Below are 26,933 nucleotides of genomic sequence, written 5' to 3'. Positions count from 1 at the left end.
ATTATCGCCCACCGCTCAATAAAATCAAAGAATCAAGCGATTTATTTAGTCAAACAAAATTCGGTCCCTTCTTCGTTCGAGTTGAGTGTATAGTTGACTTGCAGAATTCTAGCGATGTCATCAATGATCTTCAAGCCAAGGCCTTCGCTTACACGGCTTTGGTCAAAGCCAGTGCCATTGTCTATCATGAAAACCTTTTGATCTTTAATGGTGATCTCGAGCTTTGTAGCTTTTGAATGTTTCAATGTGTTTTGGAACACATTATCAAACATTCGTTGAAGCCATAGTGCATTACTCGTCCATGTTACATGGCAATCCTCTAGATGATAGATTAATTCGATGTTTTGCATTCGATATAAATAGCTCCACTTTTTGATCATCGTTTCAAACAATAGCGTAAGTTGCACTTCTTCCTGAACGATATAAGAGTTCTCCATTGTATCTAGGGACTGCCAATTTAGTTCATTTGTTAAGCTAGCGATGTATTGAATTTGCTCATTCAAGGATTCTACTAATTTCGGTTGTTCCTTAAACGTATCTTCTAAATAAAATAATTGTAAACGGATCGCTGTTAACGGTGTATTTATGTCGTGTCTTAGCTTTTGTAATAGCTCTTTTTGCAGCTCCTGCTGTTGTTGAAGCTCTAATTCCCGGTAAGTAGTTCGCTCAATTAGTATGTTAACGGACTGAATTAGCTGTCCGATTTCATCCTCACTGCCAACAGCTAATGTACTCGGTGTTCTTTCATTGCTCGCTAAGTCACGAATCGTTTTGTTGAGCATATTAATTTTCGTTAGTAATGAATTGATTGATTTCGAAAATAAAAACGCTAGCAAACATAATGATAGAAAGAACACGATCAGCATCGTTGGATAGGCGAAAGATTCATGGAATGGAGTGCCTTTATTTCTAGTTTTAAAAACGAAGTCATATATAATAGACATCGACACACTAATCCCTAACAAGACAATTGGAACACTGATGATGGCGGTAAATAATAATAATCGATATTTTGTTTTTAATGTCATTTCTTTATGTAGGTATTTAAACGATACCCTTCTCCGTAAATATTTTGTAGGATGGTACCTGATGTATCATTCATTTTCGTTCTAATCTTTTTGATGTGGACATTGATAATATTTTGATTACGATCTTCAAGCGGCCATAAATAGTCAAAAAAATGATCCTTCGTTAACACCCTATCCTTGTTTTCATATAAATAAAAGAAGATTTTACGTTCGATCGCAGTCAATGCTACTTCATCATGTATATTATTTTTAAATAATTTACGATGCTCGCTATCAATCAATAGATGTTGGATCTGTGTAAATGTACCATACTGCTGCTCTAGCATTTTCTGCATTCTTAAAAGAAGCTCTCTCGGATCAAATGGTTTTGTCATATAATCTTCCCCAACGGTTAAGCCTTGCAGCTTGCTCTCCATATCATTGCGAGCAGATAAAAAAATAATGGGGATATTCAAGCCTAGGCTTTTAATGTTCTTTGTCAGCTGATAGCCATCTTCCCCTGGGAGCATAATGTCCATAATGACTAAATCGATTTGATGAATCATGGTCATCATTTCTCGACCATCTGTTTTCCATACAACGTCATAGCCTTCACGTTGTAGTATTTTTTGCATCAAATCGCCAATCATTTGGTCGTCTTCTACTATTAAAATCGTAAATCCTTTCATTCCCTCGACCTTTCTTTGTTGTCAACTTTAGTTTTCATAAAATCTATAGCAAGCTGATAAATCTCATCGGGTTTATATAAATAGATACTATGAGTGCCACTTAATACTTTCACATCCGCTATGTTGATTTGTTCAGCAAATTCCGCATATTTCTGGCTATGGTACTTCGTATATTGCGAACCTTTATTTTGTTCAGCAATCGCATCTATTAATAATATCGGTGTGTCTTTTGGTTTCGGAAGCTCTTCTGATCTTAAACTATTTTCGTACACTTGTAGTAACTCATTTTTCATATCATCATTAAAAGTATTTTTATTGGATAGTGCTTTATAAATTTCTTTTTCTTCCTTAGATAAAAACGATTGCTTCATTACTTCTGGATTATACACTTTCGAAGGTGTTAATCGATGTACGCCCAATTTCGTTAGCAAATTCATTCCTTTAACAGTCCAGTAGTCAACTGCCCCCATTTCGTGCTCCACATATTGACTAGGCAAACCAATATCAAGCGCAATGATTCCCTTTATTTCTTCAGGATATTTTTGTGCCCAATAAATAGCTTCAACCCCCGAAATAGAATGCGGTACTAATATATAAGGAGGCTTATTTCCACTTTTCAAGAGCGCTTCTCTCGTTTGCACTAAAATTGTATCAATATGTCGTTCATCATTCGAGACACCGCTATACCCATACCCCGCTCTTTCTATAACAGCGATTTTATGTTGATGCGAAAATTTACTGTACAGCCCTTTCATTTCATAAATGGGTGCCGCAACCCCTGAACCTGCCATGAAAACGTAAGTGTCTTGACCATCCCCCTCCGTATAAACATTGATTTTTTGATGATCAACCTCAATTAGTGTTCCTTTATTGCCTAGAAGTTTGGATTCTTTACTTAGCTGATAACGATGATAACTAAATATCCCCACTAGTCCAATAAGCATGACCGCTATAAAGTAGATAACTATTTTCTTTAAAAGTTTTTTCATAAAATGCTCCTTTCAGTTGATAATGAAAGGATAAACAATAAAAATAAATTTCTAATTAATTTTTCGGTGATAAGCTAAAAAAAGCTGTCTAAAAGTGTTTTACTCCACTTAGACAGCGCTTAATTATTGATCGGGATAGCTCTCTTGTAAAAAGGATACAGATCGTTGGATGAGCGACTTTAATATTTCCACATCAATATCCGCTAGTTTATTTATATAAACACAAGCTTTTCCTGTTGTATGTTTACCAAAAACCTTTAATAAATTGTCTCGCTCACTGTCACCTGGTGCAAAATATAAACTGATTTTAGCTTTTCGGGGAGAGAATCCAACTAAAGGTGCATCGCCTTCATGTCCAGATTTATATTTATAATGATATTTGCCAAATCCTATAATACTTGGCCCCCACATTTTCGCTTCATCCCCTGTGACTTCAGCAAATATATCCAATAGTCGATAAGCATCTTCACGCTTTTTTGGATGATCCACGTTTTCAATAAATTCAATAACACTATCATCCGTTTCTTTTGTTTTTAATTCGTACATTTTTAAGCCTCACCTTCTAAAGTTGAATTTTGATGCATCATAACATTTCCGGATTCTTTCCACAATAGTAAAAATAAAGCTGTCTCATAAGTTTTTTCATACTTACGAGACAGCCCTCTTACTCTTATTCCACTTGCTCCAGTAAAAGTTTTTGCTGGAGATTACTATAAATTCCTTGTTTTTGCATAAGCTGCTGGTGATTGCCCTGCTCCACAATTTCACCTTGTTGAATAACAAGGATTTGGTCGGCATTTTCGATTGTTTTTAAGCGGTGTGCAATAACAAAGCTTGTGCGCCCCTGCATTAAATGCTGGAGACCTTTTTGAATATCAACCTCTGTTTGCGTATCCACACTGGATGTAGCTTCATCCAAAATTAAAATATCTGAATTTTCTAGAATTTCCCGGGCAATAGCTAGTAATTGACGTTGACCTTGACTTAAGTTTGCCCCACCTGCCTGTACAGGTGTATCATATTGTGCTGGTAAATGTTTAATAAAATTATGGGCATTCGCGATTTTCGCCGCTTCTTCAACCTCTTCATCTGTAGCATCAAGTTTACCGAAACGAATATTTTCACGAATCGTTCCTGAGAATAAATACGTATCCTGTAAGACAACACCCACTCTTTGACGGATTGTTGCCATTTTATAATCCTCGATATTATGACCATCAATCAAAATTTCACCTGCATCCACATCATAAAAACGAGTTAATAAATTGATAATCGTTGTTTTCCCTGATCCCGTTGGACCAACAAGTGCAATCGTTTCACCTTTCTTCGCTTGGAAGCTTATATTTTTCAGTACCGGCTTCTCTGGCAAATAGCTGAAGGAAACATTGTGAAATGTCACATCTCCTTTTAGGCTTTGGCAATCAATAGCATGCTTTTTATCCGCTACTTCCGAAGGTTCATCTAAAATTTCGAAGACTCGTTCTGCCCCTGCAATCGCCGACTGGAAGGTGTTCAATAGATTAGATAACTGATTCAATGGACGGAAAAATTGACGTGTATACGTGACAAATGCGGCGATAACCCCAACTGAAACGATCCCTTTTAACGATAAAAATGCGCCTGTGCCAATAACAACAGCTAAGCCTAAGTTATTCATAAAATTATTAATGGGCCCTAGTAGTCCTGAAGTAATTTCTGCTTGCTGTGCCGAGTGACGAAGATTTTCATTTTGCTTATGGAACGTCTCAATTGTTTGCTGTTCTGTCCCAAAAAGCGTCACAACCTCTGCACCCGTAATCATTTCCTCAATATAACCGTTCAGCTTACCTAAATCACGCTGGCGGGCCGCATAGTTTTTACTACTACGTTTAACAATTTGCTTCGTTGTAAAAACAATTAAAGGAATAATAGTCAGCGTCACGATTGCTAGCTGCCAACTTAACGAGAACATAGCAATACTAACACCGATTACCGTTAAGACCGACGACACGATTTGTGTCACACTTTGTGCAAGTGCTGTATTTAAATTATCGATATCATTTGTCACACGGCTCATTAGATCACCAAGTGCTCGCTGATCGAAAAATCTAAGCGTTAATGTTTGTAGCTTTTTAAACAGTTCCAGACGTAATGTACGAATTGTTTTCATCGCCACATGGATCATGACATATGTTTGAAGCCACGTAAAAATTGATGCAGCTGTATAAATAACTGCTAGCACAATACCAAGACGAATCGTACCAGCAATATCTTTTTTCATAATATATTCATCGACGATATGCCCAATTAAGTACGGTCCTGCTAAACTTAAAAATGTAGAAGCTATTACAAAGAATATTGAGAAATAAAGCCCTATTTTTTGCTGCTTTACATAATGCCACACACGATTGATCGTAGCTTTTTGATTTTTAGCCTTTTCAGCTGGTCCAGCCATACGTGGTCCACGTCCAAAATTCATTTGCTTCGGTTGACTTTGACTCATTATTGTACACCAGCCTTTTGCTGTGAAGCGTAAATCGCTTGGTAGAATTTATTATTCTGTAATAATTGTTGGTGTGTGCCTTGACCAACAATTTCGCCGTCATCTATTACTAAAATTAGGTCTGACTGCTGAATAGAGGCTATTTTAGACGCCACGATAAACGTCGTTGTATCATTATATTGATTGCTAATAGCTTCCTGGACATGTTTTTCAGAGGCACTATCAAGAGCAGACGTTGTATCATCCAGCACTAAAATAGTAGGCTGTCTTACGAGTGCACGTGTTAACGCTAATCGCTGCTTTTGACCGCCAGAAAGATTGGTCGCCCCCTGTGAAAGTTCATGCTTTAAACCTTTATCCAGTCGACTCACAAATTCAGTAGCACATGCTGTATCTAGAGCTTGCTGTAATTCCACTGACGTTGCATCTTCTTTACCAAGACGGATATTATGGTCAATTGCACCTGAAAACAATAATGCTTTTTGAGAAGTAAAACCAATATGTTTGCGTAAAGTGGATAATGCATAATCCTTTAGAGGCTTTCCGTCCAAGAGGATTTCTCCACTCGTCGGATCAAATAAACGTGGTAATAGCTTCACTAGCGTTGATTTTCCACTACCTGTTTTTCCGATCAAACCTACCGTTTGCCCCGGCTTTACCGAAAATGTAATGTTTTTCAGGACATCCTCAGCCGATTCATAATAACGATAGCTTACATTTTGAAAGTCAATCGCACCTTGAATTGACGCTGTAATTGGATTTTCCGCTTCCTTAACCGCTACTTCTTTATTTAAGACATCCACGATTCGCTCTCCTGAAGGAATCGCACGTGCAATTTGCATCAATACCATACTAGAAGTCATCAATCCATTTAATATAATCGTTAAATAGTTAATAAAAGCTAGAATTACTCCAACCTTTAAAGCACCGGCTTCTACCTTAATGGCCCCAAGCCAAAGTGCTGCTACAATGCCTAGATTGACAACGAACATCGTAAACGGCACGAGCACCCCAACAATTTGCTCGGCTGTAATAAAGCGCTTCGTTAATGTATCATTTAGAGCGCCAAATTGGTCAATCTGTTGCGTTTCACGACGGAACGCCTTCACAACACGAATCCCCGCTAAGTTCTCCTGAAGCTTCGTATTAACATGATCAATTGCCTCCTGCACTCGACGGTACAGAACACCCGAATATTTGGTGAAAAAGTACATCGCAATAATTAATAGCGGCACGATAATAAGAAGTATCGAAAATAACTCACGTGCCGTCACGAAAACAATAATAACGGCTCCAATAAATAATAAAGGACCACGCACAAAAATACGCAACGTCATCATAAACGCGCGCTGAACACTTTCTACGTCACTCGTTAAAATCGTAATTAGCTTCCCTGTTGTAAAAGTGTCACGTTCCTTTGCCGAATACGTCATCATTTTTTCATAAAGTGACTGACGAACATCCGATGCAAAATGGATCGCTGCCTTCGAACTATAATAGGAACAGCCTATCCCACCAACAAGTCCGAATACCGCACTGATCAGCATCCAGACAAACATTTTCAGCACATATGGATTATCGCCATTCGCAATACCCGTATCAATCATATGTTGCATAATCGTCGGCTGAAGTAAATCCATCGTTACCTCTAGTACCATTAATAATGGTGCAATTAAGGTAAAAAATTTATAGGGCGCTAAAAACCCTCCTAACTGTTTTATTGCCTGCATTCCTTCGACTCCGTTCTTTAATTCACATTCATTATTAATTATAACTGAAAAACATTCTCAAGCGGCATTATTTTTTCGGGTCTCGTAATATTTTGGACACGATTGATTTTTTTGTAGGTTTTGGTAACTGTAGAAGATCCTTTCGAATAGCTTATAAGGAAACTCTGGGCTAATGTTCATTTACTGTTATTTCTATGTTAGAATGAAAACTAGCATGAGGTAAATATTACCGATAATGTAATAACTTCCTATATATATATATATATATATATATATATATATATATCCCCCTGCCCCCACTGTTTATTGTAGTCTGACCCATTCACCCTCAATAAAAATACACCGCAATGTTATTTCAACATTGCGGTGTATTTAGTATTACAAATCATCAAATCCGTTATCTTCTACATTGACTTTCACATATTGGCGAGAACGCTGCTCGAAGAAATCTGTTTTTCCTAAGTCAACATCCTCATACGCTTTTACCCACTTTAATGGATTTTTGCGGTAACCTTCAAATGGACGCTCTACCCCAAGCTGATTACAGCGTACGTTCGCATAGAAGTGGACATAATCATGTACATCTTCCACATCAAGGCCAGCAATTTTATCACCAATTACTTCATTGGCCCAATCGATTTCTAGCTGAACCGCTTCACGGAAGATCTCCTGTACGCGAGCTGCTCGTTCTGGTGTATCGTATTCAGGATATTCCTCTAGTAGCTCCTGATAAATTTTCACAAATAAATCGACATGAAGCTGCTCATCGCGATTAATATAGTTAATCATCGTTGACGAGGCTACCATTTTTTGATTGCGTGCTAAATGGTAGAAGAATGCGAAGCCAGAATAGAAGAATAAACCTTCTAAAATCACATCATAGACAATCGCTTCTAGCATATTTTCAACAGTTGGCTCCTCCGAAAATGCTTGGTAGCCCTTAATAACGAACTCATTACGTCGCTCTAACACTGGCTCTGTACGCCAAAAGTCAAACGTACGATCCTGCTCATCTTTGTTCACAATACTTGATAGCACGTAAGAATAAGAGTGATTATGGATAACCTCTTGTTGCGCTAAAATAATCATTAATGCATTTAAGCTTGAATCTGTTAAATAATCTGCTACTTTCCCTGCAAAATCAGTTTGCACACTGTCTAATAGCGCTAGTAAGCCAATGATTTTTAAAAAGGATTCCTGTTCATCTGCTGATAGCTGTGGAAACTGCTTAACATCATTGCTCATATTAATTTCAAACGGAGTCCAGAAGTTTCCTAGCATTTTTTTATACTTAGGATAAGCCCAGCTAAAACGCACATCGTCCCAGTTTAAAATGTTAGAAGAGCGTCCGTTCACAATACCTGTTGAACGGTTTGGTGCTTCTTTATCCATAATTTGTCGTTTTGTAATAGTTGTCATTGTTACTTCCTCCTAGCTCGCGCAAGACTCACATTCTAGCAATTCTACAGACGTTGAGCGAACATAATATGTCGTTTTCACACCGCTCGCCCAAGCGTTCATATGCAATGCTAGTAAATCTTTTGCCTTGATCGTATTTTGAACGTATAAATTAAGTGAAATGCCTTGGTCGATATGACGTGCTCGAGCAGCATTTTGCTTGATTGTCCAATTTTGATCGATGAAATAAGCAGATTTATAATACCAAGTTGTCACAGGTGATAGATCTGGTACTGTTACTGGAATTTTGTAATCCTTCTTCTCTTCTGAATAACTCTTTTGGAAAATAGGATCAATCGTAGCCGTACTACCCGCTAAAATGGATGTTGATGAGTTCGGTGCAACCGCCATAACATAGCCGTTACGCATTCCTTTTTCAGCAACCGCAGCGCGTAACTCATTCCATTTATGACTGTCGTAGCCACGTTTATCAAAATACGCACCAGTATGCCAATCCGAGCCTTCAAATAATGGGTAGGCTCCTTTTTCACATGCTAAATTGTTAGAAGCGCGAATCGTTAAATACGCAATTTCCTCATAAAGCTTGTCTGCAAATTCTACAGCTTCCTCAGACTCCCATTGAATTTCTTTCAAAGCTAATAAATGATGCCAGCCAAATGTTCCAAGTCCAATGCCACGGTAGCGTAAGTTCGTACGCTCTGCTTGTTTTACTGGAATTGTATTTAAGGCAATAACATTATCTAACATACGTACTTGAACCGGGATTAATCGTTCTAAAACACCAGCCGGTACAGCTCTACCTAGATTAATAGATGATAGGTTACATACAACGAAATCGCCAGGCTTGCGACGTGTTACGATGACATCATCTTCTAGAGTGATAGACTCGAATTCAGTTGCCGACATATTTTGGAAAATTTCCGTGCACAGGTTCGAGCTATAAATCATTCCCTCATGCTTATTCGGATTCATGCGATTTACTTCATCTCGATAGAACATAAACGGCACACCTGTTTCAAGCTGCGAGCGCATAATACGCTTCATAATATCAATCGCTGGCACGACTTCACGACTTAATAATGGATTCGCAATACATTCTGCATATTTAGCACGGAAAGTGCCATCACCCTTTTTCTCATCGTAGAAATCTTCTAGTGAAAAGCCCATAACTTCTCTTACTTCATGTGGGTCAAATAAATGCCATTCCCCGCGCTCTTCAACCGTTTCCATAAATATATCCGGTAAGCATAGCCCTGTGAAAATATCATGGGCACGCAGACGTTCATCCCCATTGTTTAAGCGTAAATCTAAAAACGTAAAGACGTCTTTGTGCCAAACATCTAAATAGACAGCAATAGCTCCTTGTCGCTGACCTAGCTGATCGACTGAAACCGCCGTATTGTTAAGCTGTTTAATCCATGGTAAAACACCACTAGATGCACCTTTAAAGCCTTTGATTGATGAGCCACGGCTACGAATTTTACCCATATAAACACCAATACCACCGCCGTACTTCGATAATGTAGCGACATCTGTATTCGTGTCATAAATACTTTGTAAACTATCATCTACTGTATCGATAAAGCAACTAGATAGCTGTCCATGTGTTTTACCTGCATTTGATAATGTAGGTGTTGCCACAGTCATATATAAATTACTCATTGCCCAGTAAGATTCACGTACTTTTTCTAAACGATTTTCAGTTTCATCTTGCATCAGGGTCATCGCAATGACCATCCATCGTTCCTGTGGTAGCTCCACTGGTGTTTTCGTGTAATCGCGAACAACATAGCGGTCCATTAATGTTTTTAAGCCAATATACGTAAACAATTCATCTCGACTTGATTCTAAATAGGAAGCGAGTTCTTGAAGATCCTGCTCACTATATTTTGTTGTTAAACATTCATGATACAAACCAGCTTCTGTATAGCGTGCTAATTGTTCCGGGAAACCTTTATAAACATCTTGCACTGAAACGCCACGGCGCATTGCAAATTGATCATACAATTTTTCTAAATAAATTTGAGCAGCGACAAATGTCCAGAATGGCTCCTCCTCATCAATTAGGCTAAGCGTTTGTAAAATCATCGCATCCGCCCATGCTTCAAATGTTGCATTGTCGTTTTTTCGTAGCCATCGATCCGATAATCTTACAAAACTTTCGAGTTCATCCTCCGTATAACTTTTCTTGAGCTTAGCAATTTGCTGTTCGATTTGAATTGTCATGTATACATTCTCTCCCTTTCTTTCTCCAGCAACACAAAAAGCGATCACGCAACATTTATCGGTTACGTAATCGCAGTAAAATCGGAAATGGAAATGAAGGACATGCACACTAAGAAGTGGACAAATCTCTCGCCTCCACTTCTCAATCCCCGAAGAATGTGTTGCTGTCTTGAACAAATCGGCAGGTCTCCTGGCTCATGCTTCCTCCAAATGATGGCCTTCCCGTTCTTTACAGTGGCCTATTCATCATTTGTCAGCACTTACAGTTGCGGGGACAGCTTCGGCCTAAGATGACTCTTTTCCGAATTCCCTTTTAAACCATATTTGGTACCGCTCGTCCAAAATACTATATATTGTGTTTTAACTCCTAAACAAATCTAACATATAGTGTTTATAGTTGCAATAGGCGTTTTGCCCCTTGAATTTTTCAAAGTGTTATTTTTTCTCGAAGCAAGCCCGATTACAATGCAGTTTTACGTAGTTTTTCAAAATTTCTAGGAAAATATTTTTGTACTTGCTGCTCTTTTTCTGGATCTATTCCTAGCAAAACTACTGCACATGGACCAGCCGTTTTCTCAACATCTAATGAACTTTTGACCTGTTGCTCACCAAAAAGTCGGTTAAACTCTGCTTGTAGACCTTTTGATCCTACTGGCCATACTTGCTGTACGATTCCCTCTTTCCACGCTTGAAAAATAGATTCAAGCTGTGCGACATCTTCAGGCTGTGCAAGGATTTCATTGCCTACAAGCGGCATGCCATATGTGTACCAACATAGCTGCTCATACTTATACTTAGTTGCTGTACGTTTCTGCTGCTCTCCAAGCATCGTTATTGACAAACCTGATTGTAAAGTTGGCATATTAGTCTCTGAACTACCGTCTATTTGCGGACAAAAAAGACCAGCCTCATCAAAAACCTGCTGAATGCCTACAACATAACGAGACCATGCAGCATCCCCTGAAAAATTGGCAAGTAAAATATGCCTTGGTAAAGCATTTGCAGCAAGTTGCTCTAAAAATGTAACACGTGCAGTAAAGTATGCCGTAAGCTGATCTGGAGCAGACACAACATCTTGTAGCTTTTCGCCAATTGCAGCGGCATTATCGGTTGTCGCAATGAGCTCACCTATTTTTATTGCATTTCTCAATGTACTCGACCTTCCTTACGCACAAACACCTTCGACAGAACTGGCATCGCCACCGCAACGATCACTAGATTAATGAGTGTTGCCACTGGAAGACTAGTCAATGACGTCCAGTAAAATGCCGGACTAATAATAAAGTAAAATGGTATAGGTGCCACGACACCATTTAAAATAAGTGCCACAGGCCATTTCCAGAAATGCATTTCTTTTTTATGCATAACCCCAAAGATCCATACAACGATAAACATTTCCACAGCAATAATTATATGTAGTGGTCCAAAAGGGAAGCCAGTAGTTAAGGCTGAAATAAAATGCCCAATGACTCCCGCAGTACCAGCTAATACTGGCGATAAAAATACAACGCTTAAAAATGCCGGTGCAGAGTCAAGCGCAGCAGTTGTAATAAATGTTGGAATTTTAATGACTGCACCTACTGCACAAATTGCAGCTACCATGGCAGTGAGCGTCAATTTCATCAATTTTTGTCGATCCATCCCATTTCCTCTTTCTTGGCTCGTCCTTATAACGTAGGTTGATTTCCGTTCCGGTTGGGCGCTTTGTTGTTGCTGTCGCACAGTTAAAATTGCCGCTGACGCTTCGCTTTCGCACAGAGCAAAGCTTTCTGGGGGCGTCCAGCCTTCACTTCAATAAACGTCATCCCTACCCTTTTTGAAGAGCCATATAAATTCTTCAAGACACTAAATCATTTAATTTGTTCCCCAATACCGTACCAAATGCGGACGACTTGTTCGGCTTCTGCAAATAAAGCTTGGTACAAACGCCCACATGTATCACGTAATAATCGTGCCTGTTTGTCCATCGGCACAACGCCACGCCCCATATCGGTCACTATTATATACAAGGCACAATTTTCTTCAAGGGTCTTTAGTCTCCTCAAAATAGTACTGACAAGAGGTTCATCCTCCTCAAGATCTTGTGTTACGAGCCATTTCTCTATATTTTTTATAACTAGTACATCACAAGTAGGAGAGCCATCTGGTAGCGTGCCATCCACTAGCTCAACGTTTTGACCTGCAAGTAATTTCATAACATAGTCGGTTTTTCCACTATAGGCTCCTCCGATAAAGACATGCATCTTGCTCCCTCCTCCCAAGCACTTCTTGTAAACGTTAAAGAAAACATTTTATCATGCGGTGTTTGATAGGACCAAAAAGATTGCTCAGTTGGAGCAAAGGCTACGAGTAGCGCTCGAATAACCCCGCCATGGACAACGAGATGATACACATCTTCCCCTTTTGGTAATGCAGCGAACCCTTCCAAAACACGTGCACAAAACATATCAAAGCCTTCTCCCCTTGGAGGTGGATACTGTACAGGATCATCTAACCATGCACAATAACGACGATCGGATTGTAAGTCTTCATATGTGAGCCCTTCAAATTCTCCGAAATTCGACTCTCGAAATCTTCGATCAGACACATAAGTTGCATTCGGAAAATAACGGGCAGCTGTTTCCCTACAGCGTAGTAAATCACTCCCATACACCTTCGTAGCCTCTTGATTTACAATAGAGAGTAAAGATGCATCAGCTAATGAAGAATCTGTCCAACCGATATAACGCTTCTCTAAATTTTCCTTTGTTGGTGCATGTCTCATTAAGCGCACAGTAACAACGTCACCCACAGTACAACCTCCATTCCTTCAATTGATGCACCGAGTAAATCCCCAGAAACACCGCCAAAGTTACGCACTGTAAATTGCCGAAAGATTAAAAAAGCAATCGCTAGTACTGCCATCAACACGAACGGAACAATTGTGAAGCCCGTTACAAACAACAAGCTACTGTATGCTACAACTAATGTTAAAAGCATAAAGCAGATTAGTAAACCCGGCTTAATATGTGTTTTAAAAAAGTAGGCAAGCCCCTTTTCCTTTGAGCAATTAAGCGACATAAAATAAAAGCTCATACCTACTCGTGTACATAACGGAATAAATAGAAGCATCCACAGTTCAAACTTTTGCTGTACGAATAATTCGTGAAGTATGACAAATTTACCAAGCACTAAAAATAGCACTGAAAGCACACCAAATGCACCAACACGTGGATCATCTAAAATTTCAAGCCGCTTCTCACGATCTCGATAGGAAAAATAAGCATCACCCATATCAATAAAACCGTCTAAATGTAGTCCACCAGTAAATATGGCAAATAATCCGATAATCACGAAGGCAAGTAAGACCTCGCTACTTGCCGTCCATTCCGTTAAACCATAAATCACCGCAGCCACTGCGGTACCCATGAGTGCCCCTATCCATGGCAAAAAGGCGAACATCCCTGTAATCGTTCCCTTCGTTAAAGGAATTTCTTTATGTACTGGCAAAACTGTAAAAAATTGAAACGCAAGTTGTATGCTATGCCAGATATTTTTCATCGTCTTGCCTACCTTCTTTTTAATTTCAAACCATCATTCATTATTTCCATTTCTTTACGACACCGTAATTGATTTCATACGCCTCATCTGCTTTAGACACGAACCATTGATGTAATTCCCCAAGCATTTGCCGGTATAACTCTACTTCCTCGTTCGTATATGGTGGCTCATCAAATAATTCGTTTGAGACAATAAAAAACGTCACCCTTTTCTCAAGTAACGTCTCTACCGCCTCTTTTAAAACCTCAAGTTTCTTTTCTAAACATCCAGGTTGTTCCACACAGGGAGTTCCCGTGTCAAACCCTTCGTAAAACGCATTTGTTAACCACGTCGTAACACAGTCCCATAACACGACATCTCCATCAGTCAGTTTATGCAAAGTATCTGCGATTTCATAAGGTGCTTCTATCGTCAGCCACTCGATATTTTGCGCTTGTCTGTCTGCCTGATGTCGAATGATCCGCTTCTCCATTTCACGATCCAACGCTACGCCGGAAGCAATATATATAAGCCGCTGTGCTTGCATAGACTCTGTTTGATAGTGAGTAACAGCCGCTTTTTCAGCAAAGTGGGATTTACCACTGCGTACTCCCCCAGTAATGAAAATCAGTGGCAATGGTTTCCCCTCCTATTGTAAATGTTGAATGTTACCGATCTCATGAACGAACCATTGTTGATCGACAAGTTCAATAATCGTTACACTTGTACCATTAATATATGGCTCTGTCCATAGCTGATCGACACTTCGGCCTAAAATAGCGTTAATGATACACTTAATGGTTACAGCGTGTGACACAATCAAAACAGTATTTTCGGGATATTTTTCTGCTATTTTCTTTAACGTAAATATTGCTCGTTCTGTTACCATACCAAAGCTTTCCGTATGGGTTGCAACGAATTGTCCAGGATAATCAGTATATAATTCATAATCCGGATGAGAAATCACGATGTCCTCGATTTTTTTTCCTTGCCAATCTCCTAAAAAAATCTCCCGTAAATTACCCTCATCATAGATTGGAAGCTGTCGATCAGCTAGAAGAATTTGCATCGTTTCCTTCGCACGACCACTTGAACTGCTATATGCCGCTGTAAAATTAGTATTTTTCAAATGATCACGAAGTTTTTCTGCATGTAAAATACCATTTTCAGATAACGGCGAATCTAACCATCCTTGTAGCCGTCGCTCTTTATTCCACATCGTTTCGCCATGTCTTACTAAATAAAAAGTCGTCAGTTTTCTCACTCCTTATTTGCAATCAATTATACCTCGGCATATTTGCGTCCCAAAATCGGCTTTGTGCTAGCACAAAGGATTCCTTTACGATTCTGTAACATCCGCCGGAGGCTTTGGGCCAACGTGATGTTGGTCACTCAGTCGTTACCACAGGACGTGGCGCTCTTAGACTGAGTTCCTCTATTTCAGCAAATGCTTTCTGTACCGAAAGCGAAGCGTCAGCTACAGATATCTTTTGTACCAGAAGCATTCATATCACCATCTATAGAGGTGGTAGCCTTCTGCTGAGTGAAGTTAAACCACGCCTGCAAACAATTCTGTAAATACGTCATAGCTACAATATCTTTAATCCCAATACGGAACCATTCGCCATTTAAGCCCATAAAGTTTTTTGTATGACGCAGTACGACACCCTTTGATAAACAATATGTAAAAAATGTATCTGCTTGCTGATTTTTCGGTAATGAAAAACATACATAATTCGTTACACTATTTGTCACCTGGCAACCATGTTCCTGTAAATAGCTCTGGAGCGACTGTCGTTGATCTTTAGCATAGGCAATGGCTTGCTCACAGTATGCGCGTTCATCTAAACAACCTGTCCCGATAACGAGGGCAAAGGCATTCAAGTTCCAATGCGGTAGAATATACTTTAGCTCCTTAACAACTACCGGGTTCGCCACTAAATAGCCTAGGCGTAATCCTGGAATCGCATACATTTTTGTCATCGAACGAACGACAATCAAATGAGGGTTTTCTGCCACATACTGGATTAATGAATAAGCTTCATCTACCCAGTCAATAAATGCCTCATCAATGACAAGCTCACAATTGACCTTTGCACCGTGAGAGATTAATTCAAGAAGCTTTTCTTTCTTTGGAAGCACCCCTGTTGGATTATTCGGTGTACAAATATATAAAGCATCCGCGTTCACCATTTCACGCTTCAGATGCTTCATTGGCAATGTATAGTGAACAATATCCTCCACAATAATTGGCACAATTTCAGCGCCTGCAGCTGTTAATGTTCGTTCATATTCTGAAAAAGTTGGATGTACGATAATAACACGCTTATTGGCATAGCGTCTAACTAAAACACTAAAAAGCTCAGATGCACCATTACCTAGTAATATAGAATCTTTTGGCACAGCATGAAAAGCTGCCACCTTTGATAAAAACGGCTCACCGTCCGGATCTGGATAACGTTGAATGAGCGGATAAAATGTCCGCCAACGTGCCTCGACAAACGGTGGTGGCCCTGCCGAATTCACATTTTCGCTAAAATCATACACCTCTTCAGGCATATTAAGTCCTAGCTGATGATAAACATTTTGCGGATTTGCTCCGTGATTAGGTAATTGCAAAAATTAACACCTCCACTGATAACATTACTAGCGTAAAGAGCAAGGTCGCGATGCGCATATGAATCACTGACGTTGCAATATGCTCTTTTGTTAAAGGGACTAATTTCTCTCCCATTATTGCTCGATAAGAAACGACACCCTTATATGTATTTTTTCCACCAAGCTGAACACCTAATTGAACAGCTGTAGCTGCTTCTAAATAACCACTGTTAGGACTTGGATGCTTTTTCGCATCTTGTGCCCACCGTTTTAAGCGCTTCCCGAGCGATACATTCGTTTCATTTTTCGTCCCTAGCACCATAAGTAAACCTGTTAATCGACTTGGAATAAAATTAAGTACATCGTCTAGCTTTGCTGCAAACATACCAAAATCTTTATATTGATCGTTTTTATAGCCAATCATAGAGTCTAACGTATTAACAGCTTTATAGCCCCATAACCCAATAGCACCAAATAAAAAGGCATAAAATAATGGAGCTGTTACGCCATCACTCGTATTTTCTGAGACTGTTTCCACAACACCACGAACAATTTCATCCTCGTCAAGTTTTTCTGTATCACGGCCAACTATCCAGGAAAGCTTCACTCGAGCTTCAGCAAAATCGCCTTTGACGAGCGGTTCATAGACAGCCATCGCCGCTTCCTTCAAGCTACGCTGTGCTAGTCCAATCCCAATAAGTAAGCCCTCAACCACTATGCCAAATAGCAGGCTAACCTTATAGCTTAGTAGCATAATAGCCGTCACAACAAACATCGTTGTACCAACTACAGCGAGCGCCATCACCATGCCACGGAGTTTTCTCATTCTTCCTTTATTCCATAACTCTGTTTGAGATTGAATGAGTTTTCCAATCCAGCGTACTGGATGAGGCATTTTAGGAGGATCACCCACTATTAAATCAAAAACAAGCCCAATGATACAGGCAATCACCAGTGCTATCATAACGGATTCTCCTCCTTATCTTTTTTATATTTTTGAATGGCCTCGCGCATCGTTTCATAAACACCGTGGCCAATGATTTTTCCAAGCATCGTAATCGGCCCAGCATATTGATGGTAGTCGCCTTCCTCAGTTGAAGCAATCAACAAGCTATCTGTTGAAGTACCTGTAGCTTGTGTACCCGTTGTTGGATCAGTGATGTCCTCATCAATAAGTGCCTTAACCTTTGCCTCTGTCGTAGAAATCATCGCTTGAAATAATGCTTCATCCGACAATCTCCCATTTATTAGTACCCACGTATTAATAGTCCCCGCATGATACTGCTCCTGACGATGAAATGCTCGCGTAATATCGACGGCATTGCCAAGACCAGCAGTAATCATGATGACAAGATGAATTCCTTCATATGTAAATTCACGGACTGTCGCATACCGAGCATAGACTGCCGTCATCATCGCCACCGTATTGTCAATAGGAAAGCCCTCAGACTGCAAAAAACGTTGCAATTCTAGCTGTGGTTTTCGCTCATCATACGTATAGGGCACTGAACGATTCATCAAATGAGTATAAAAACCAAAGCCCGGATTATGTACGGCTGAGGATACGACCTTCATCGGTGAATCTGTTTGGATGGCAACATAATGGTCAGAAATATGAATATCTCCCTTGCGAAGTACTGACATGATCTCGCCTCCTATTCAGAAAATAAAAAAACAAATTCTTACAAAGAAGAATTTGTACTGTTGATTCTTAAATTAATCATCTTTCCCCAATTTAAAACTTTTGAATTTTCGCACAGCATCGCAACTTCATAATACTCAAATTATTTATTTTTTTTGAAATTGTATCATAAATTCACAGGTTGCCACAATTCAATTTCGCGATATTTCGTTATTGTCTTTGTTTTAAAGTTTTAAAACGAATGACGGATCCCGCAATAATAAATACCCAACCAATACCTATATAAACAATTTTCATTGTTTTAGTCGAGGACGGTAAAATATCCATAATTGTTAAACAAACAAATAGTATGCCAATCATTGATAGAAGCATACCAATCGATAATTTTTTCAAAAGAAAAACCTCCAATCTGTGTACGCCCTCGATTTTACCGTATTCTCGTCAAAAAGAAAACACTAATCCGTTTTAAGGATTAGCGTTTATCTCCCGCATTAACAGGCAGTATTTTTTCTGTCCCAAAAGTGAAACGTTAGATACAAGACCTCCACCCATAAATTAAGCGAAGGTTAAATGCCCGTAAATGCCCGCTAGGTGAACACTAATTAATAAGTGGGGATGAAGAACTCCCCACTGTTAAAAGTTTCACTATATATCCTTACACTCTCACATGCGCAAAAAATTCCTCATAAAGCGCTTGTAAAATTTGGTTTTCAAACTCTTGTAGCACGCCGAATACTAGACTAACTTCAGATGAACCTTGATTAATCATCTCTATATTTGCACCTGTTTTAGAAATCGCAGTTGCAGCACGTGCCGCTAAACCTGTATTATTACGCATGCCTTCGCCTACGATTACAATCATCGAGAAACCATGACGCATTTGCACATCATCTGCATGTAACTCATTTTTAACACGAGAAAGAATTCGTTCTTCATTTTCTAGTGTAATTTGGTTTGAACGCATAATGACAGAAATATCGTCTAAACCAGACGGTGTATGTTCATAAGAAATATTTTCATCTTCCAAAATTTGAAGAAGCTTACGTCCAAAGCCTACTTCACGATTCATCAAATATTTTGACACATATAAAGTTGAAAAGCCACTGTCTGCCGAGATACCTGTAACTGGACGTCCTGTAACAGAGCGTCTTGGTACGATACGAGTACCTGGGGCTGATGGATTATTTGTATTTTTTATGTTAACGGGCACCCCAATCTTGTAGACAGGCATTAACGCTTCATCATGGAAAACTGAAAAGCCTGCATAGGATAATTCGCGCATTTCGCGATACGTAATTTCTTTAATTTCCACTGGATCATTCACAACTTTCGGATTCGCGGAGAACACACAGTCCACATCCGTAAAGTTTTCATAAAGCTCTGCTTCAACAGCAGCTGCTAAAATAGAGCCTGTAATATCCGAACCACCACGGTCAAATGTACGCAGTATGCCCGCTTTAGTGTAACCGAAGAAACCAGGGAATACAATAATTTCCTTGGTATTTTTTAGTGGTGCTAAATTGCCATAGGCCTCTGGTAATGCATACGTGCGTTCAGGTAAATCATTGACGACCAAACCTTCTTTTGGACTTACATAGCGTGCCGTCATACCGATGGAATTAAAATAAGCTGCGATTAGCTTCGCGTTATTGTCTTCCCCTGCCGCTTTGATGCTATCGATAAATAATTCCTCATTCGATTTATCACCCTGTACACGTTCACGTAAATCTTCAGCGATCACATCACAAATTGTATAACCTAACTCCAAACCATCCGCAATCGCCATAAAGCGATTTACAACGATTTGCAATTCTTTCTCAATATCTTCATTTTTTAATGCTGCCATTGCTAAGTTAATTAATAAATCAGTTACCTTTATATCGTCACCAGAACGCTTCCCTGGTGCAGAAACGGCTACGATTTTACGTGCCGGATTAGATTTTACAATGTTTGCTACTTTTTGAATTTGTTCTGCACTTGCTACAGATGTTCCACCAAATTTACATACGATCATAACCATCAAATCCTAACTTTTTAAATTAAATGTATTCCTCCAAAAAACAATTGATTGTACACAGTGTACAAATTATCATTCCCTACGTCAATACAATTTAAAAAATTCACGCAATTAATCGGCGGAAAATGGACAATTTTCACACTGTTTGATTTATTATACGGATTTCGTATGAAATAGTTAAGGTTTTTGCGAAATTTTTTCGTAAAATTCCAATATTCGTACAAATATTTGTCTGAACTAGCTGAATTCATCTAATTTATAGAATTTTCAATGGTGTATCTGACATGTCAAAACAAACCACGTCTTTACAAATTTATATGGATATCAAGATGGACGATTTTAATTGATAAAGTTGTATCACTTCAACAGCGGGATGTAGATTTATTACAACGACAGGTCGAAACACTTCGAATATGACTTCCCCATTTAGAGACATTTTTTTCACGTCGTAATAAAATCAAGTGACGAAATGTACCTCAATCAAGAACTTTTTTATACTTGCTCATATTTAACATTCGTAACAAAGTATTTTGCAGCAAACTTGATTGAATTGTAGTGACTTTCTTCTATATTAATTGAAGAAAACGCTTTCTCCATTATGATATGCTGAAAAAATTGTGATGTTTGTGCTATTTACGAATGATGTCAAGCTATTCTTTTATTGTTTTTTTATCTGTTTTAAACAGGGATTGCTTTGATTTGCGTAAGTTTGTGCTTTTATTCTGTGGAGGGCTGTATTCGTAGGAATAGGAGCAGTTCTTTAGGTAACCTGATTTTATAACGAAAAGGCCCTAACACAACGATATGCTAGGGCCTTCTGTATGTTAAATCACGCCAATTACATTTAAAAATACGATAATAATTGCAATCGGTGCTATATAGCGAAGTAAGAATAACCATAATACAAATAATTTATAGCCTTTATTTTTACTTACACACAGTTCACTCATTAATACATCTTTCTTCATTTTAAACGGCACGAAGATCGCAACTAATAATACACCGAGCGGCATAAGAATATTACTTACTGTATAGTCTGCTAAATCAAAGATGGTTTTTCCAAATAATGTAACATCACTTAATACGCCAAATGATAAAGCTGATGGAATCCCTACAACAAAGATTAGTAATCCTACAATCAATGCCATTTTTTCGCGTTTCCCTTTACCTTTTGTCGTTAAAGAGGCCACGCTAATTTCCAACATGGAAATGGCTGATGTAATCGTTGCAAAGAAAAATAGTAACAAGAAAATAATGAAGAACACTTTTCCAAATGCCATTTTACTGAAAATCGCTGGCAAGACAATAAATAATAGACCTGGTCCTTGAGACGGTTCCATTCCAAATGCGAATACTACCGGGAAAATCGCAAGCCCTGCAAGCAAAGTAATAACAAGCGTTAAACCGACAATAGAAAATGCGGAACGTGGTAAACTTTCTTCTTTCGGTAAATATGAGCTATATGTCACCATTACCCCTACGCCGACAGATAACGAGAAGAATGATTGCCCCATTGCATATAAAATAATTTCAGATGTAACATTCGAGAAATCAGGCTGTAAGAAGAAACGAACCCCTTCTCCTGCACCATCTAGTGTAAGAGCACGAATAATTAATACAAAGAATAAAACAAATAGTGCTGGCATGAAATACTTATTCACTTTTTCAACACCGTTTTGCACACCTTTACTTACGATAAAAATAGTCATAAGAATAAATAATAACTGTGATCCAACTGCTAAAAATGGATTAGCAATGATTTCAGTAAAAGTTGCTTCGTAAGAGCCATTGCCTTCCCACAGTCTACCTGTAATCGCATTCCATAAATATAATAAAATCCATCCTCCAACAACACTGTAAAATGAAAGCAATATGAAACAAGTGACAATCCCTAATTTACCTACCCACGGCCATTGCGTTTTTGGAGCAATAGTTCTATATGCTTCAACAGCCTCTTTTTGTGTACTTCTTCCAATAACAAATTCCGCCAATAATAACGGTAAACCAATTAATAAGGTAAAACCGATGAAAATAAGGAAGAACGCACCGCCACCTCCAATACCGGCCATATACGGGAATTTCCAAATCGCACCAAGACCTATCGCTGAGCCTGCTGCAGCTAAAATGAAACCTAATTTCGATGTCCATTGCTGTGAATTCATTTCTTTATCTCCTCTCTACTACTATTTCTTTGTTTATAACAATTCGGCCTTTATTCATATTGGTCTATCGTACTCCTTTCTTATACAACCACTGCTTTTCAAATAAAAATCGTCCCTACGAAAACGTAGGGACGATAAAAATATCGCGGTACCACCCTAGTTATGAAGATATAACAAGATGAAAACCTTAATAAAAAACGCCCCTACGCAATTACGTAGGGACGATGTAATATCGCGGTACCACCCTAGTTATGAAGTTACAACAAGAGTAAAACCTTAATCAATTATGCCTCGGCATAATTGCGTCCGGAATCGGCTTTGTGCCTAGGCCTGCACGATGCAGGTCAGTTAGCCATTATCGCATGGATGCAATGATTTTAGGCTAACATCCCCTAGAACTCCTCTCAGATTCCGCGACATCCGCCGGAGGCTTTAACTTCTTTTAGCGGGTGTTAGACACCCGGTAAAAGAAGTTAAAAAACGCCCCTACGCAATTACGTAGGGACGATATAATATCGCGGTACCACCCTAGTTATGAAAATACAACAAGAATAAGACCTAAATAAAAAACGTCCCTACGTAAGTACGTAGGGACGATATATATCGCGGTACCACCCTAGTTGTGAAAATTCTTCACCACTTTATTTGATAACGGTATTCACTACCGTCTTCCACTTCCTCACAACATGTGATTTATGAAAGATGCTCCAGGTCGAAATTCATGATCATCTATATACTGATTCGCACCAACCACCAGCTCTCTGAAATAGGGAGATTTTCACTACTTAATCCTATCATTGCCCAAATATTAATTTTCCGAATTGATACTATCATTTTTATCACACATTAAAAATAGAGTCAATTAATTTTTTGAATTTTTATGTATTATCCTCTTATTTTTTGCTATAAAAATTCAAAATATTACTTTTGAATGAATTTTATTTAAAGTTTTATATTTTTATAGTTAAACTATTTGATCATGAATCCTTTAAACGAACAAAGGTATTTTACTACCTTTATCGGGAAAATCGCTTGGAAATATAGAGCAATACGACCGCACTATATGTTTTTGAATCTAAAAAATACATTATTATTAAGCAAGTAATAGCGACTCGATTGTTGATTACTATTCAAGTAAATCCTTTGGTGCCATCCCACGACTATTTGTCTTATTGGAATCTGCCCCATTCTCTAATAGATACCTTATCGTTGATGTTTCATTACGATTTTCCATTACCGCTCTCCATAAGGGAGTATTACCTATGTAGTCAACTGCATCAATTTCCGCACCATGAGTTATAAGAACCTTAACAATACTAAATCTGTCATAAATAGCTGCAAAATGTAGCGCAGTTAAGCCAGCTTTATCTTTAGCATTCACATTGCATCCACTATTCACAAGATAATTTACAATATCCTCTTTACCTTCAACGATTGCGGACATCAAAAACGTACGTCCGTCTCTATCAACACTATCTAAGCCGTATGTTTGTAAAAACGCATTGATTTTCTCATAATTTGATTCATTTAATAACACATACAACTGTGTATCATCGAATTTATTCATTTTCTTCCCTCCATATGAAAAAACCCCATTTAATAACACAAGAAAAGAGTAGAAAAACTACCTATCAACAAGGATTCTACTACTCTTTTGATATGCTTATTGCACTAAAAGTCGGTATCGAATAATCCGATATAATGCAGACCGTTATAAAGCTTGTTAACATCAGTAATTTCAATTTCAGGATCGAAATAATAAAACATTGTGTTTACTTTGTCTAATTCTTTTCGAATACAGATCTTTTTTATTTCAACCATCGTCTCATCTTCTACTGATAGTTCCTCAATAAATTCATCCACGTCTGTTAATTTATCTTGCCAGTAGACACCAATCCAATCCTCGTCATACACTTTTTCATTAATATCCTGACAAAATTCACAAATCTTATAGTTTGGATCATCAATATCCATGTCTGGATCACTATAATCGATTTTGAAATACTCATTAAAGATATCGTTATCTACGTTGCTAATTCCTATCCAAACATGAACCCTACTCATTATTTCCATTATTATTTACACCTCAAGACATTTTTATATGAAAATATCTACTTGCTTTCTAAATTGTCCATAAAGACCAGTTAAATGTGATCCCGAGTGCACATTCCTTTTTCTCCCAATAACATCCAAAGCGATTATTTTATCCTTGCCCTACTTAAAAAACTAAAAACGCATCATTCTCAAAATAATAAATGAACGCCTGGAGTAACTGATCTAGTGTTGGATTCTCTAATTGATTATTTACATTATCAATTACATCCTCAATACTTGCTCCATCCAATATTTCTATCCAACCGTTGTTTTTCGCTTGTTTCGGTAAAAAGTCATCAGAATCAATTGGAAAATCAAAGCTATCTAGTGAAAATACTCCCTTTGTATGTAGATTCCATTCCGCTGAATTTGGAGGAAGATAAAACCAAGTATCTGGATTTTTCTCTGGATGTGATAAAACATTACTAATACTGATTAAACTCATTTTTTCTTCAGTCATAATTTCACACACTCTCTTAAGTTAGTTCATCTATTTTTCAAATAACACCTTAATCACTAAAAAGCCCGACTAAAGTTTGCTTACCTCTTAATACTCAACTTAATCTATCCAAATAATTTTTCTGCAAAATATGATAGTTCGTGAATTGCATCTTCAAACTTTTCTTCCTCTTCTGTAGAATACTTGCCATCATGAAAATAAAAGTATTTGCTGATATCTACAAAACATAAAGCAAGTTTCTTAGGAATTTCAGTTTTATCTGTGTACTCCGTAATTAGTACCTTCATTGCTTCAATTAATGAATGATAGTTTTTTTCATTTACTCCCAATCCCACTCTTATTGAATATAGAACAGAGTTATCACCAATCGTATATTCATAAACTATTTATAATGCCTCTTCTACTTTCATAAACCTCTCTCCAATCTTGGACATTTTCCATTGCCGAAGCAGGCTCATCATAATGAAAAATTGAAAATCAAGTTTTTTTCAATTGCATATACTGCACATTTTTAACATTTTCATAATCTATTCGCCCTAAACCACCTCTCATCCCTATAATAAAATCCCCTTTGTAGACGATTAGTGAGTTCGTTACAAATGCACTGAATGGGAAATTATTGAATATAATATTCTTTTTAAATGACCCCTTTTCAATAGATAAACTAAATAAATTTTCGCTAGATATTATATACAAGTGACTATTGAATATATAAAAAGCAATTGGACACTCTTTTAAATCAAGACACTCTCTAATAGAAAAGTTAGTACCATCGTAAATCAGCTGATATAAATAGCCTGTATTCAGATACAAATGCTCTAACCCTTCTAGAAAATATAGATCTCCTTCATATTCAAATATAGATTTAACATTACACTTTTTTAATACTATTTCTGTCGAGTCTGGACAAACGGCCTTTAACTCTCCTCCCCATTCTCCATAATCTGTGCCGACTATTTTTAAATCTAAATAGCCATATTGTATACAGTGTTTTTCACGATACCTAGAAATAACAAGTTCTTCGTTTTTTATTTCAACACAATACTGCTTTGAATTGTTTATGATTTGCAACCATTTACCGCTTCCTGCATTGGGAATTTCGGCATTTATAAAATCATTCCATAACGGCATAGAATTTTACACCTCCAATAATACACAGGCGCTGTGAGTTTGATTACCTATATACTTAGTATAGCCGCATCAGGCTCAAACCGCGTATACACTCTGGCATATGGCTTATAGTATTTAAAAAATTTTAATACAATCCTGGCATCGTTTTCTGCGAGTGTAAACAACGTGGGATTAAACCCCATTTCATTTTTATCCTACCATAAATATCAAGTTCCGGATTATACAATTAACAACAATTAGAAAAATAATATATAGTAATTTTATATTTTTTTTGTTATCTTTTTTAGGATAAACTTATTAAGGAATGGCCTATATGAAACTAATTAAACGATTTATTTTAAACCGTCCTGCAGAAAAGCGACTTGCATATTTTTATGGTATGGTTGCAACGGATGAACAAGTGTGGTTACTACGTGACGTAAATGGCGACATGTTATTATTCGAAGACGAAGACGGCTATCCATTTGTACTTCCTGTTTGGCCTACCCGAAGCTTTGCTGAAATGATGGCTGCTAATTTAGACGAGACCTTTGAAGCATTCAACATACCACTTTCGATTTTTCTAGACGATTTAATTGTTGATATTGAAAATGACAGTGGTGCCATATCGATTTTCCCAAACGAAAACGATACAATTATTCAAACTAGGGATGAAATAAAGGAAATGATTCGTATTTTATGACAAGCAGAATACTCCATGTTAAATGGAGAACTCTATCATAAGTAAGAAATAGAATTTTTATTGAACTAACTGAGCAGTTCTGTCCA

At 37.9% G+C, this 26,933-nt stretch carries 27 protein-coding genes, 1 riboswitch and 1 other annotated feature; of the genes, 1 reads left to right on the top strand and 26 read right to left on the bottom strand.

Annotated elements, in window-relative coordinates:
* Positions 1-41 precede the first annotated feature (41 nt).
* The 26 genes from AC3WSO_RS10915 to AC3WSO_RS10790 all read right to left on the bottom strand — a co-directional run bounded on the left by AC3WSO_RS10915 (position 42) and on the right by AC3WSO_RS10790 (position 26,165).
* A complete protein-coding gene (locus AC3WSO_RS10915; RefSeq protein ID WP_492530700.1) occupies positions 42-1,028 on the bottom strand; it encodes a sensor histidine kinase in 987 nt (328 codons plus the stop codon).
* Positions 1,025-1,696 carry a response regulator transcription factor gene (locus AC3WSO_RS10910; RefSeq protein WP_492530698.1) on the bottom strand — a complete coding sequence of 224 codons (672 nt, stop codon included), beginning with the start codon at positions 1,694-1,696 and terminating at the stop codon, positions 1,025-1,027. Before AC3WSO_RS10910 ends, AC3WSO_RS10915 begins: the two co-directional genes overlap by 4 nt.
* Positions 1,693-2,685 (bottom strand): alpha/beta hydrolase, encoded by a 993-nt coding sequence (locus tag AC3WSO_RS10905; protein ID WP_492530696.1) that lies wholly within the window; start codon positions 2,683-2,685, stop codon positions 1,693-1,695. The genes AC3WSO_RS10910 and AC3WSO_RS10905 overlap by 4 nt, the downstream gene beginning before the upstream one ends.
* 123 nt (positions 2,686-2,808) lie before the next feature.
* Complete coding sequence (locus AC3WSO_RS10900) at positions 2,809-3,231, bottom strand: DUF1801 domain-containing protein (RefSeq protein ID WP_492530694.1); 423 nt, start codon at positions 3,229-3,231, stop codon at positions 2,809-2,811.
* Between the two features lie 124 nt (positions 3,232-3,355).
* Positions 3,356-5,167 (bottom strand): ABC transporter ATP-binding protein, encoded by a 1,812-nt coding sequence (locus AC3WSO_RS10895; protein ID WP_492530692.1) that lies wholly within the window; start codon positions 5,165-5,167, stop codon positions 3,356-3,358.
* Entirely contained in the window at positions 5,167-6,897 is a 1,731-nt protein-coding gene (locus AC3WSO_RS10890; protein ID WP_492530691.1) for an ABC transporter ATP-binding protein, read from the bottom strand. Before AC3WSO_RS10890 ends, AC3WSO_RS10895 begins: the two co-directional genes overlap by 1 nt.
* Before the next feature lie 378 nt (positions 6,898-7,275).
* Positions 7,276-8,316, bottom strand: coding sequence for a ribonucleotide-diphosphate reductase subunit beta (locus tag AC3WSO_RS10885; RefSeq protein WP_492530689.1), 1,041 nt, complete (start codon positions 8,314-8,316; stop codon positions 7,276-7,278).
* Between the two features lie 12 nt (positions 8,317-8,328).
* A complete protein-coding gene (locus AC3WSO_RS10880; RefSeq protein ID WP_492530687.1) occupies positions 8,329-10,542 on the bottom strand; it encodes a ribonucleoside-diphosphate reductase subunit alpha in 2,214 nt (737 codons plus the stop codon).
* Positions 10,543-10,704: 162 nt separating this feature from the next.
* Positions 10,705-10,892: riboswitch (cobalamin riboswitch) on the bottom strand.
* Between the two features lie 110 nt (positions 10,893-11,002).
* Positions 11,003-11,692 (bottom strand): hypothetical protein, encoded by a 690-nt coding sequence (locus AC3WSO_RS10875; protein WP_492530685.1) that lies wholly within the window; start codon positions 11,690-11,692, stop codon positions 11,003-11,005.
* Positions 11,689-12,183: an ECF transporter S component gene (locus AC3WSO_RS10870; protein WP_492530683.1), complete on the bottom strand. Its 495-nt coding sequence runs from the start codon at positions 12,181-12,183 to the stop codon at positions 11,689-11,691. Before AC3WSO_RS10870 ends, AC3WSO_RS10875 begins: the two co-directional genes overlap by 4 nt.
* A gap of 209 nt (positions 12,184-12,392) precedes the next feature.
* Positions 12,393-12,785, bottom strand: a complete 393-nt coding sequence (locus tag AC3WSO_RS10865) for a bifunctional adenosylcobinamide kinase/adenosylcobinamide-phosphate guanylyltransferase (RefSeq protein WP_492530682.1) — start codon at positions 12,783-12,785, stop codon at positions 12,393-12,395.
* Positions 12,734-13,333: a histidine phosphatase family protein gene (locus AC3WSO_RS10860; RefSeq protein WP_492530680.1), complete on the bottom strand. Its 600-nt coding sequence runs from the start codon at positions 13,331-13,333 to the stop codon at positions 12,734-12,736. The genes AC3WSO_RS10865 and AC3WSO_RS10860 overlap by 52 nt, the downstream gene beginning before the upstream one ends.
* Positions 13,306-14,082 (bottom strand): adenosylcobinamide-GDP ribazoletransferase, encoded by a 777-nt coding sequence (cobS, locus tag AC3WSO_RS10855; RefSeq protein ID WP_492530678.1) that lies wholly within the window; start codon positions 14,080-14,082, stop codon positions 13,306-13,308. Before cobS ends, AC3WSO_RS10860 begins: the two co-directional genes overlap by 28 nt.
* 40 nt (positions 14,083-14,122) lie before the next feature.
* The gene (locus AC3WSO_RS10850; RefSeq protein WP_492530676.1) at positions 14,123-14,698 is read right to left on the bottom strand and encodes a bifunctional adenosylcobinamide kinase/adenosylcobinamide-phosphate guanylyltransferase; all 576 of its coding nucleotides are present in this window, start codon (positions 14,696-14,698) and stop codon (positions 14,123-14,125) included.
* Between the two features lie 12 nt (positions 14,699-14,710).
* Positions 14,711-15,325 carry a histidine phosphatase family protein gene (locus AC3WSO_RS10845; protein ID WP_492530674.1) on the bottom strand — a complete coding sequence of 205 codons (615 nt, stop codon included), beginning with the start codon at positions 15,323-15,325 and terminating at the stop codon, positions 14,711-14,713.
* Between the two features lie 209 nt (positions 15,326-15,534).
* On the bottom strand, positions 15,535-16,680 hold the full coding sequence (locus AC3WSO_RS10840; protein WP_492530672.1) for a pyridoxal phosphate-dependent aminotransferase: 1,146 nt from the start codon (positions 16,678-16,680) through the stop codon (positions 15,535-15,537).
* Positions 16,667-17,623, bottom strand: coding sequence for an adenosylcobinamide-phosphate synthase CbiB (cbiB, locus tag AC3WSO_RS10835; RefSeq protein WP_492530670.1), 957 nt, complete (start codon positions 17,621-17,623; stop codon positions 16,667-16,669). The genes AC3WSO_RS10840 and cbiB overlap by 14 nt, the downstream gene beginning before the upstream one ends.
* Positions 17,620-18,303, bottom strand: coding sequence for an adenosylcobinamide amidohydrolase (locus AC3WSO_RS10830; protein ID WP_492530668.1), 684 nt, complete (start codon positions 18,301-18,303; stop codon positions 17,620-17,622). Before AC3WSO_RS10830 ends, cbiB begins: the two co-directional genes overlap by 4 nt.
* A gap of 208 nt (positions 18,304-18,511) precedes the next feature.
* Positions 18,512-18,694 carry a hypothetical protein gene (locus tag AC3WSO_RS10825; RefSeq protein WP_376074258.1) on the bottom strand — a complete coding sequence of 61 codons (183 nt, stop codon included), beginning with the start codon at positions 18,692-18,694 and terminating at the stop codon, positions 18,512-18,514.
* A gap of 262 nt (positions 18,695-18,956) precedes the next feature.
* Positions 18,957-20,315, bottom strand: coding sequence for an aspartate kinase (locus AC3WSO_RS10820; RefSeq protein WP_492530665.1), 1,359 nt, complete (start codon positions 20,313-20,315; stop codon positions 18,957-18,959).
* 827 nt (positions 20,316-21,142) lie between these two features.
* Positions 21,143-22,480, bottom strand: a complete 1,338-nt coding sequence (locus AC3WSO_RS10815) for a sodium-dependent transporter (RefSeq protein WP_492530663.1) — start codon at positions 22,478-22,480, stop codon at positions 21,143-21,145.
* Between the two features lie 586 nt (positions 22,481-23,066).
* Positions 23,067-23,287 (bottom strand) — a binding site (T-box leader).
* Positions 23,288-23,606: 319 nt separating this feature from the next.
* A complete protein-coding gene (locus tag AC3WSO_RS10810; RefSeq protein ID WP_492530662.1) occupies positions 23,607-24,047 on the bottom strand; it encodes an ankyrin repeat domain-containing protein in 441 nt (146 codons plus the stop codon).
* A gap of 104 nt (positions 24,048-24,151) precedes the next feature.
* Positions 24,152-24,553, bottom strand: coding sequence for an immunity 22 family protein (locus tag AC3WSO_RS10805; protein ID WP_492530660.1), 402 nt, complete (start codon positions 24,551-24,553; stop codon positions 24,152-24,154).
* Between the two features lie 145 nt (positions 24,554-24,698).
* Positions 24,699-25,034 carry a DUF7716 domain-containing protein gene (locus AC3WSO_RS10800; RefSeq protein WP_492530658.1) on the bottom strand — a complete coding sequence of 112 codons (336 nt, stop codon included), beginning with the start codon at positions 25,032-25,034 and terminating at the stop codon, positions 24,699-24,701.
* Positions 25,035-25,138: 104 nt separating this feature from the next.
* Entirely contained in the window at positions 25,139-25,363 is a 225-nt protein-coding gene (locus tag AC3WSO_RS10795) for a hypothetical protein (protein ID WP_492530656.1), read from the bottom strand.
* 148 nt (positions 25,364-25,511) lie between these two features.
* Positions 25,512-26,165, bottom strand: a complete 654-nt coding sequence (locus AC3WSO_RS10790) for a hypothetical protein (protein WP_492530655.1) — start codon at positions 26,163-26,165, stop codon at positions 25,512-25,514.
* A gap of 313 nt (positions 26,166-26,478) precedes the next feature.
* Between AC3WSO_RS10790 and AC3WSO_RS10785 the strand changes: the two genes are divergently transcribed.
* Positions 26,479-26,847 (top strand): DUF2750 domain-containing protein, encoded by a 369-nt coding sequence (locus AC3WSO_RS10785; protein WP_492530653.1) that lies wholly within the window; start codon positions 26,479-26,481, stop codon positions 26,845-26,847.
* Positions 26,848-26,933: the final 86 nt, after the last annotated feature.

The organism is Lysinibacillus sp. EB106-09-02-XG168 (assembly GCF_058791475.1).
Note: the sequence above shows the minus strand (reverse complement) of the source record. Positions and strands in the feature narration are given on the sequence as shown.

Excerpts from the sequence above, each read along its gene's own strand:
- cbiB (WP_492530670.1), bottom strand. The coding sequence starts at position 17,623 with ATGATAGCACTGGTGATTGCCTGTATCATTGGGCTTGTTTTTGATTTA.
- AC3WSO_RS10895 (WP_492530692.1), bottom strand. The coding sequence starts at position 5,167 with ATGAGTCAAAGTCAACCGAAGCAAATGAATTTTGGACGTGGACCACGT.
- AC3WSO_RS10905 (WP_492530696.1), bottom strand. The coding sequence starts at position 2,685 with ATGAAAAAACTTTTAAAGAAAATAGTTATCTACTTTATAGCGGTCATG.
- AC3WSO_RS10885 (WP_492530689.1), bottom strand. The coding sequence starts at position 8,316 with ATGACAACTATTACAAAACGACAAATTATGGATAAAGAAGCACCAAAC.
- AC3WSO_RS10800 (WP_492530658.1), bottom strand. The coding sequence starts at position 25,034 with ATGACTGAAGAAAAAATGAGTTTAATCAGTATTAGTAATGTTTTATCA.
- AC3WSO_RS10915 (WP_492530700.1), bottom strand. The coding sequence starts at position 1,028 with ATGACATTAAAAACAAAATATCGATTATTATTATTTACCGCCATCATC.
- AC3WSO_RS10810 (WP_492530662.1), bottom strand. The coding sequence starts at position 24,047 with ATGAATAAATTCGATGATACACAGTTGTATGTGTTATTAAATGAATCA.
- cobS (WP_492530678.1), bottom strand. The coding sequence starts at position 14,082 with ATGAAAAATATCTGGCATAGCATACAACTTGCGTTTCAATTTTTTACA.
- AC3WSO_RS10805 (WP_492530660.1), bottom strand. The coding sequence starts at position 24,553 with ATGGAAATAATGAGTAGGGTTCATGTTTGGATAGGAATTAGCAACGTA.
- AC3WSO_RS10870 (WP_492530683.1), bottom strand. The coding sequence starts at position 12,183 with ATGGATCGACAAAAATTGATGAAATTGACGCTCACTGCCATGGTAGCT.
- AC3WSO_RS10830 (WP_492530668.1), bottom strand. The coding sequence starts at position 18,303 with ATGTCAGTACTTCGCAAGGGAGATATTCATATTTCTGACCATTATGTT.
- AC3WSO_RS10890 (WP_492530691.1), bottom strand. The coding sequence starts at position 6,897 with ATGCAGGCAATAAAACAGTTAGGAGGGTTTTTAGCGCCCTATAAATTT.
- AC3WSO_RS10785 (WP_492530653.1), top strand. The coding sequence starts at position 26,479 with ATGAAACTAATTAAACGATTTATTTTAAACCGTCCTGCAGAAAAGCGA.
- AC3WSO_RS10790 (WP_492530655.1), bottom strand. The coding sequence starts at position 26,165 with ATGCCGTTATGGAATGATTTTATAAATGCCGAAATTCCCAATGCAGGA.
- AC3WSO_RS10820 (WP_492530665.1), bottom strand. The coding sequence starts at position 20,315 with ATGATCGTATGTAAATTTGGTGGAACATCTGTAGCAAGTGCAGAACAA.
- AC3WSO_RS10900 (WP_492530694.1), bottom strand. The coding sequence starts at position 3,231 with ATGTACGAATTAAAAACAAAAGAAACGGATGATAGTGTTATTGAATTT.
- AC3WSO_RS10880 (WP_492530687.1), bottom strand. The coding sequence starts at position 10,542 with ATGACAATTCAAATCGAACAGCAAATTGCTAAGCTCAAGAAAAGTTAT.
- AC3WSO_RS10865 (WP_492530682.1), bottom strand. The coding sequence starts at position 12,785 with ATGCATGTCTTTATCGGAGGAGCCTATAGTGGAAAAACCGACTATGTT.
- AC3WSO_RS10910 (WP_492530698.1), bottom strand. The coding sequence starts at position 1,696 with ATGAAAGGATTTACGATTTTAATAGTAGAAGACGACCAAATGATTGGC.
- AC3WSO_RS10815 (WP_492530663.1), bottom strand. The coding sequence starts at position 22,480 with ATGAATTCACAGCAATGGACATCGAAATTAGGTTTCATTTTAGCTGCA.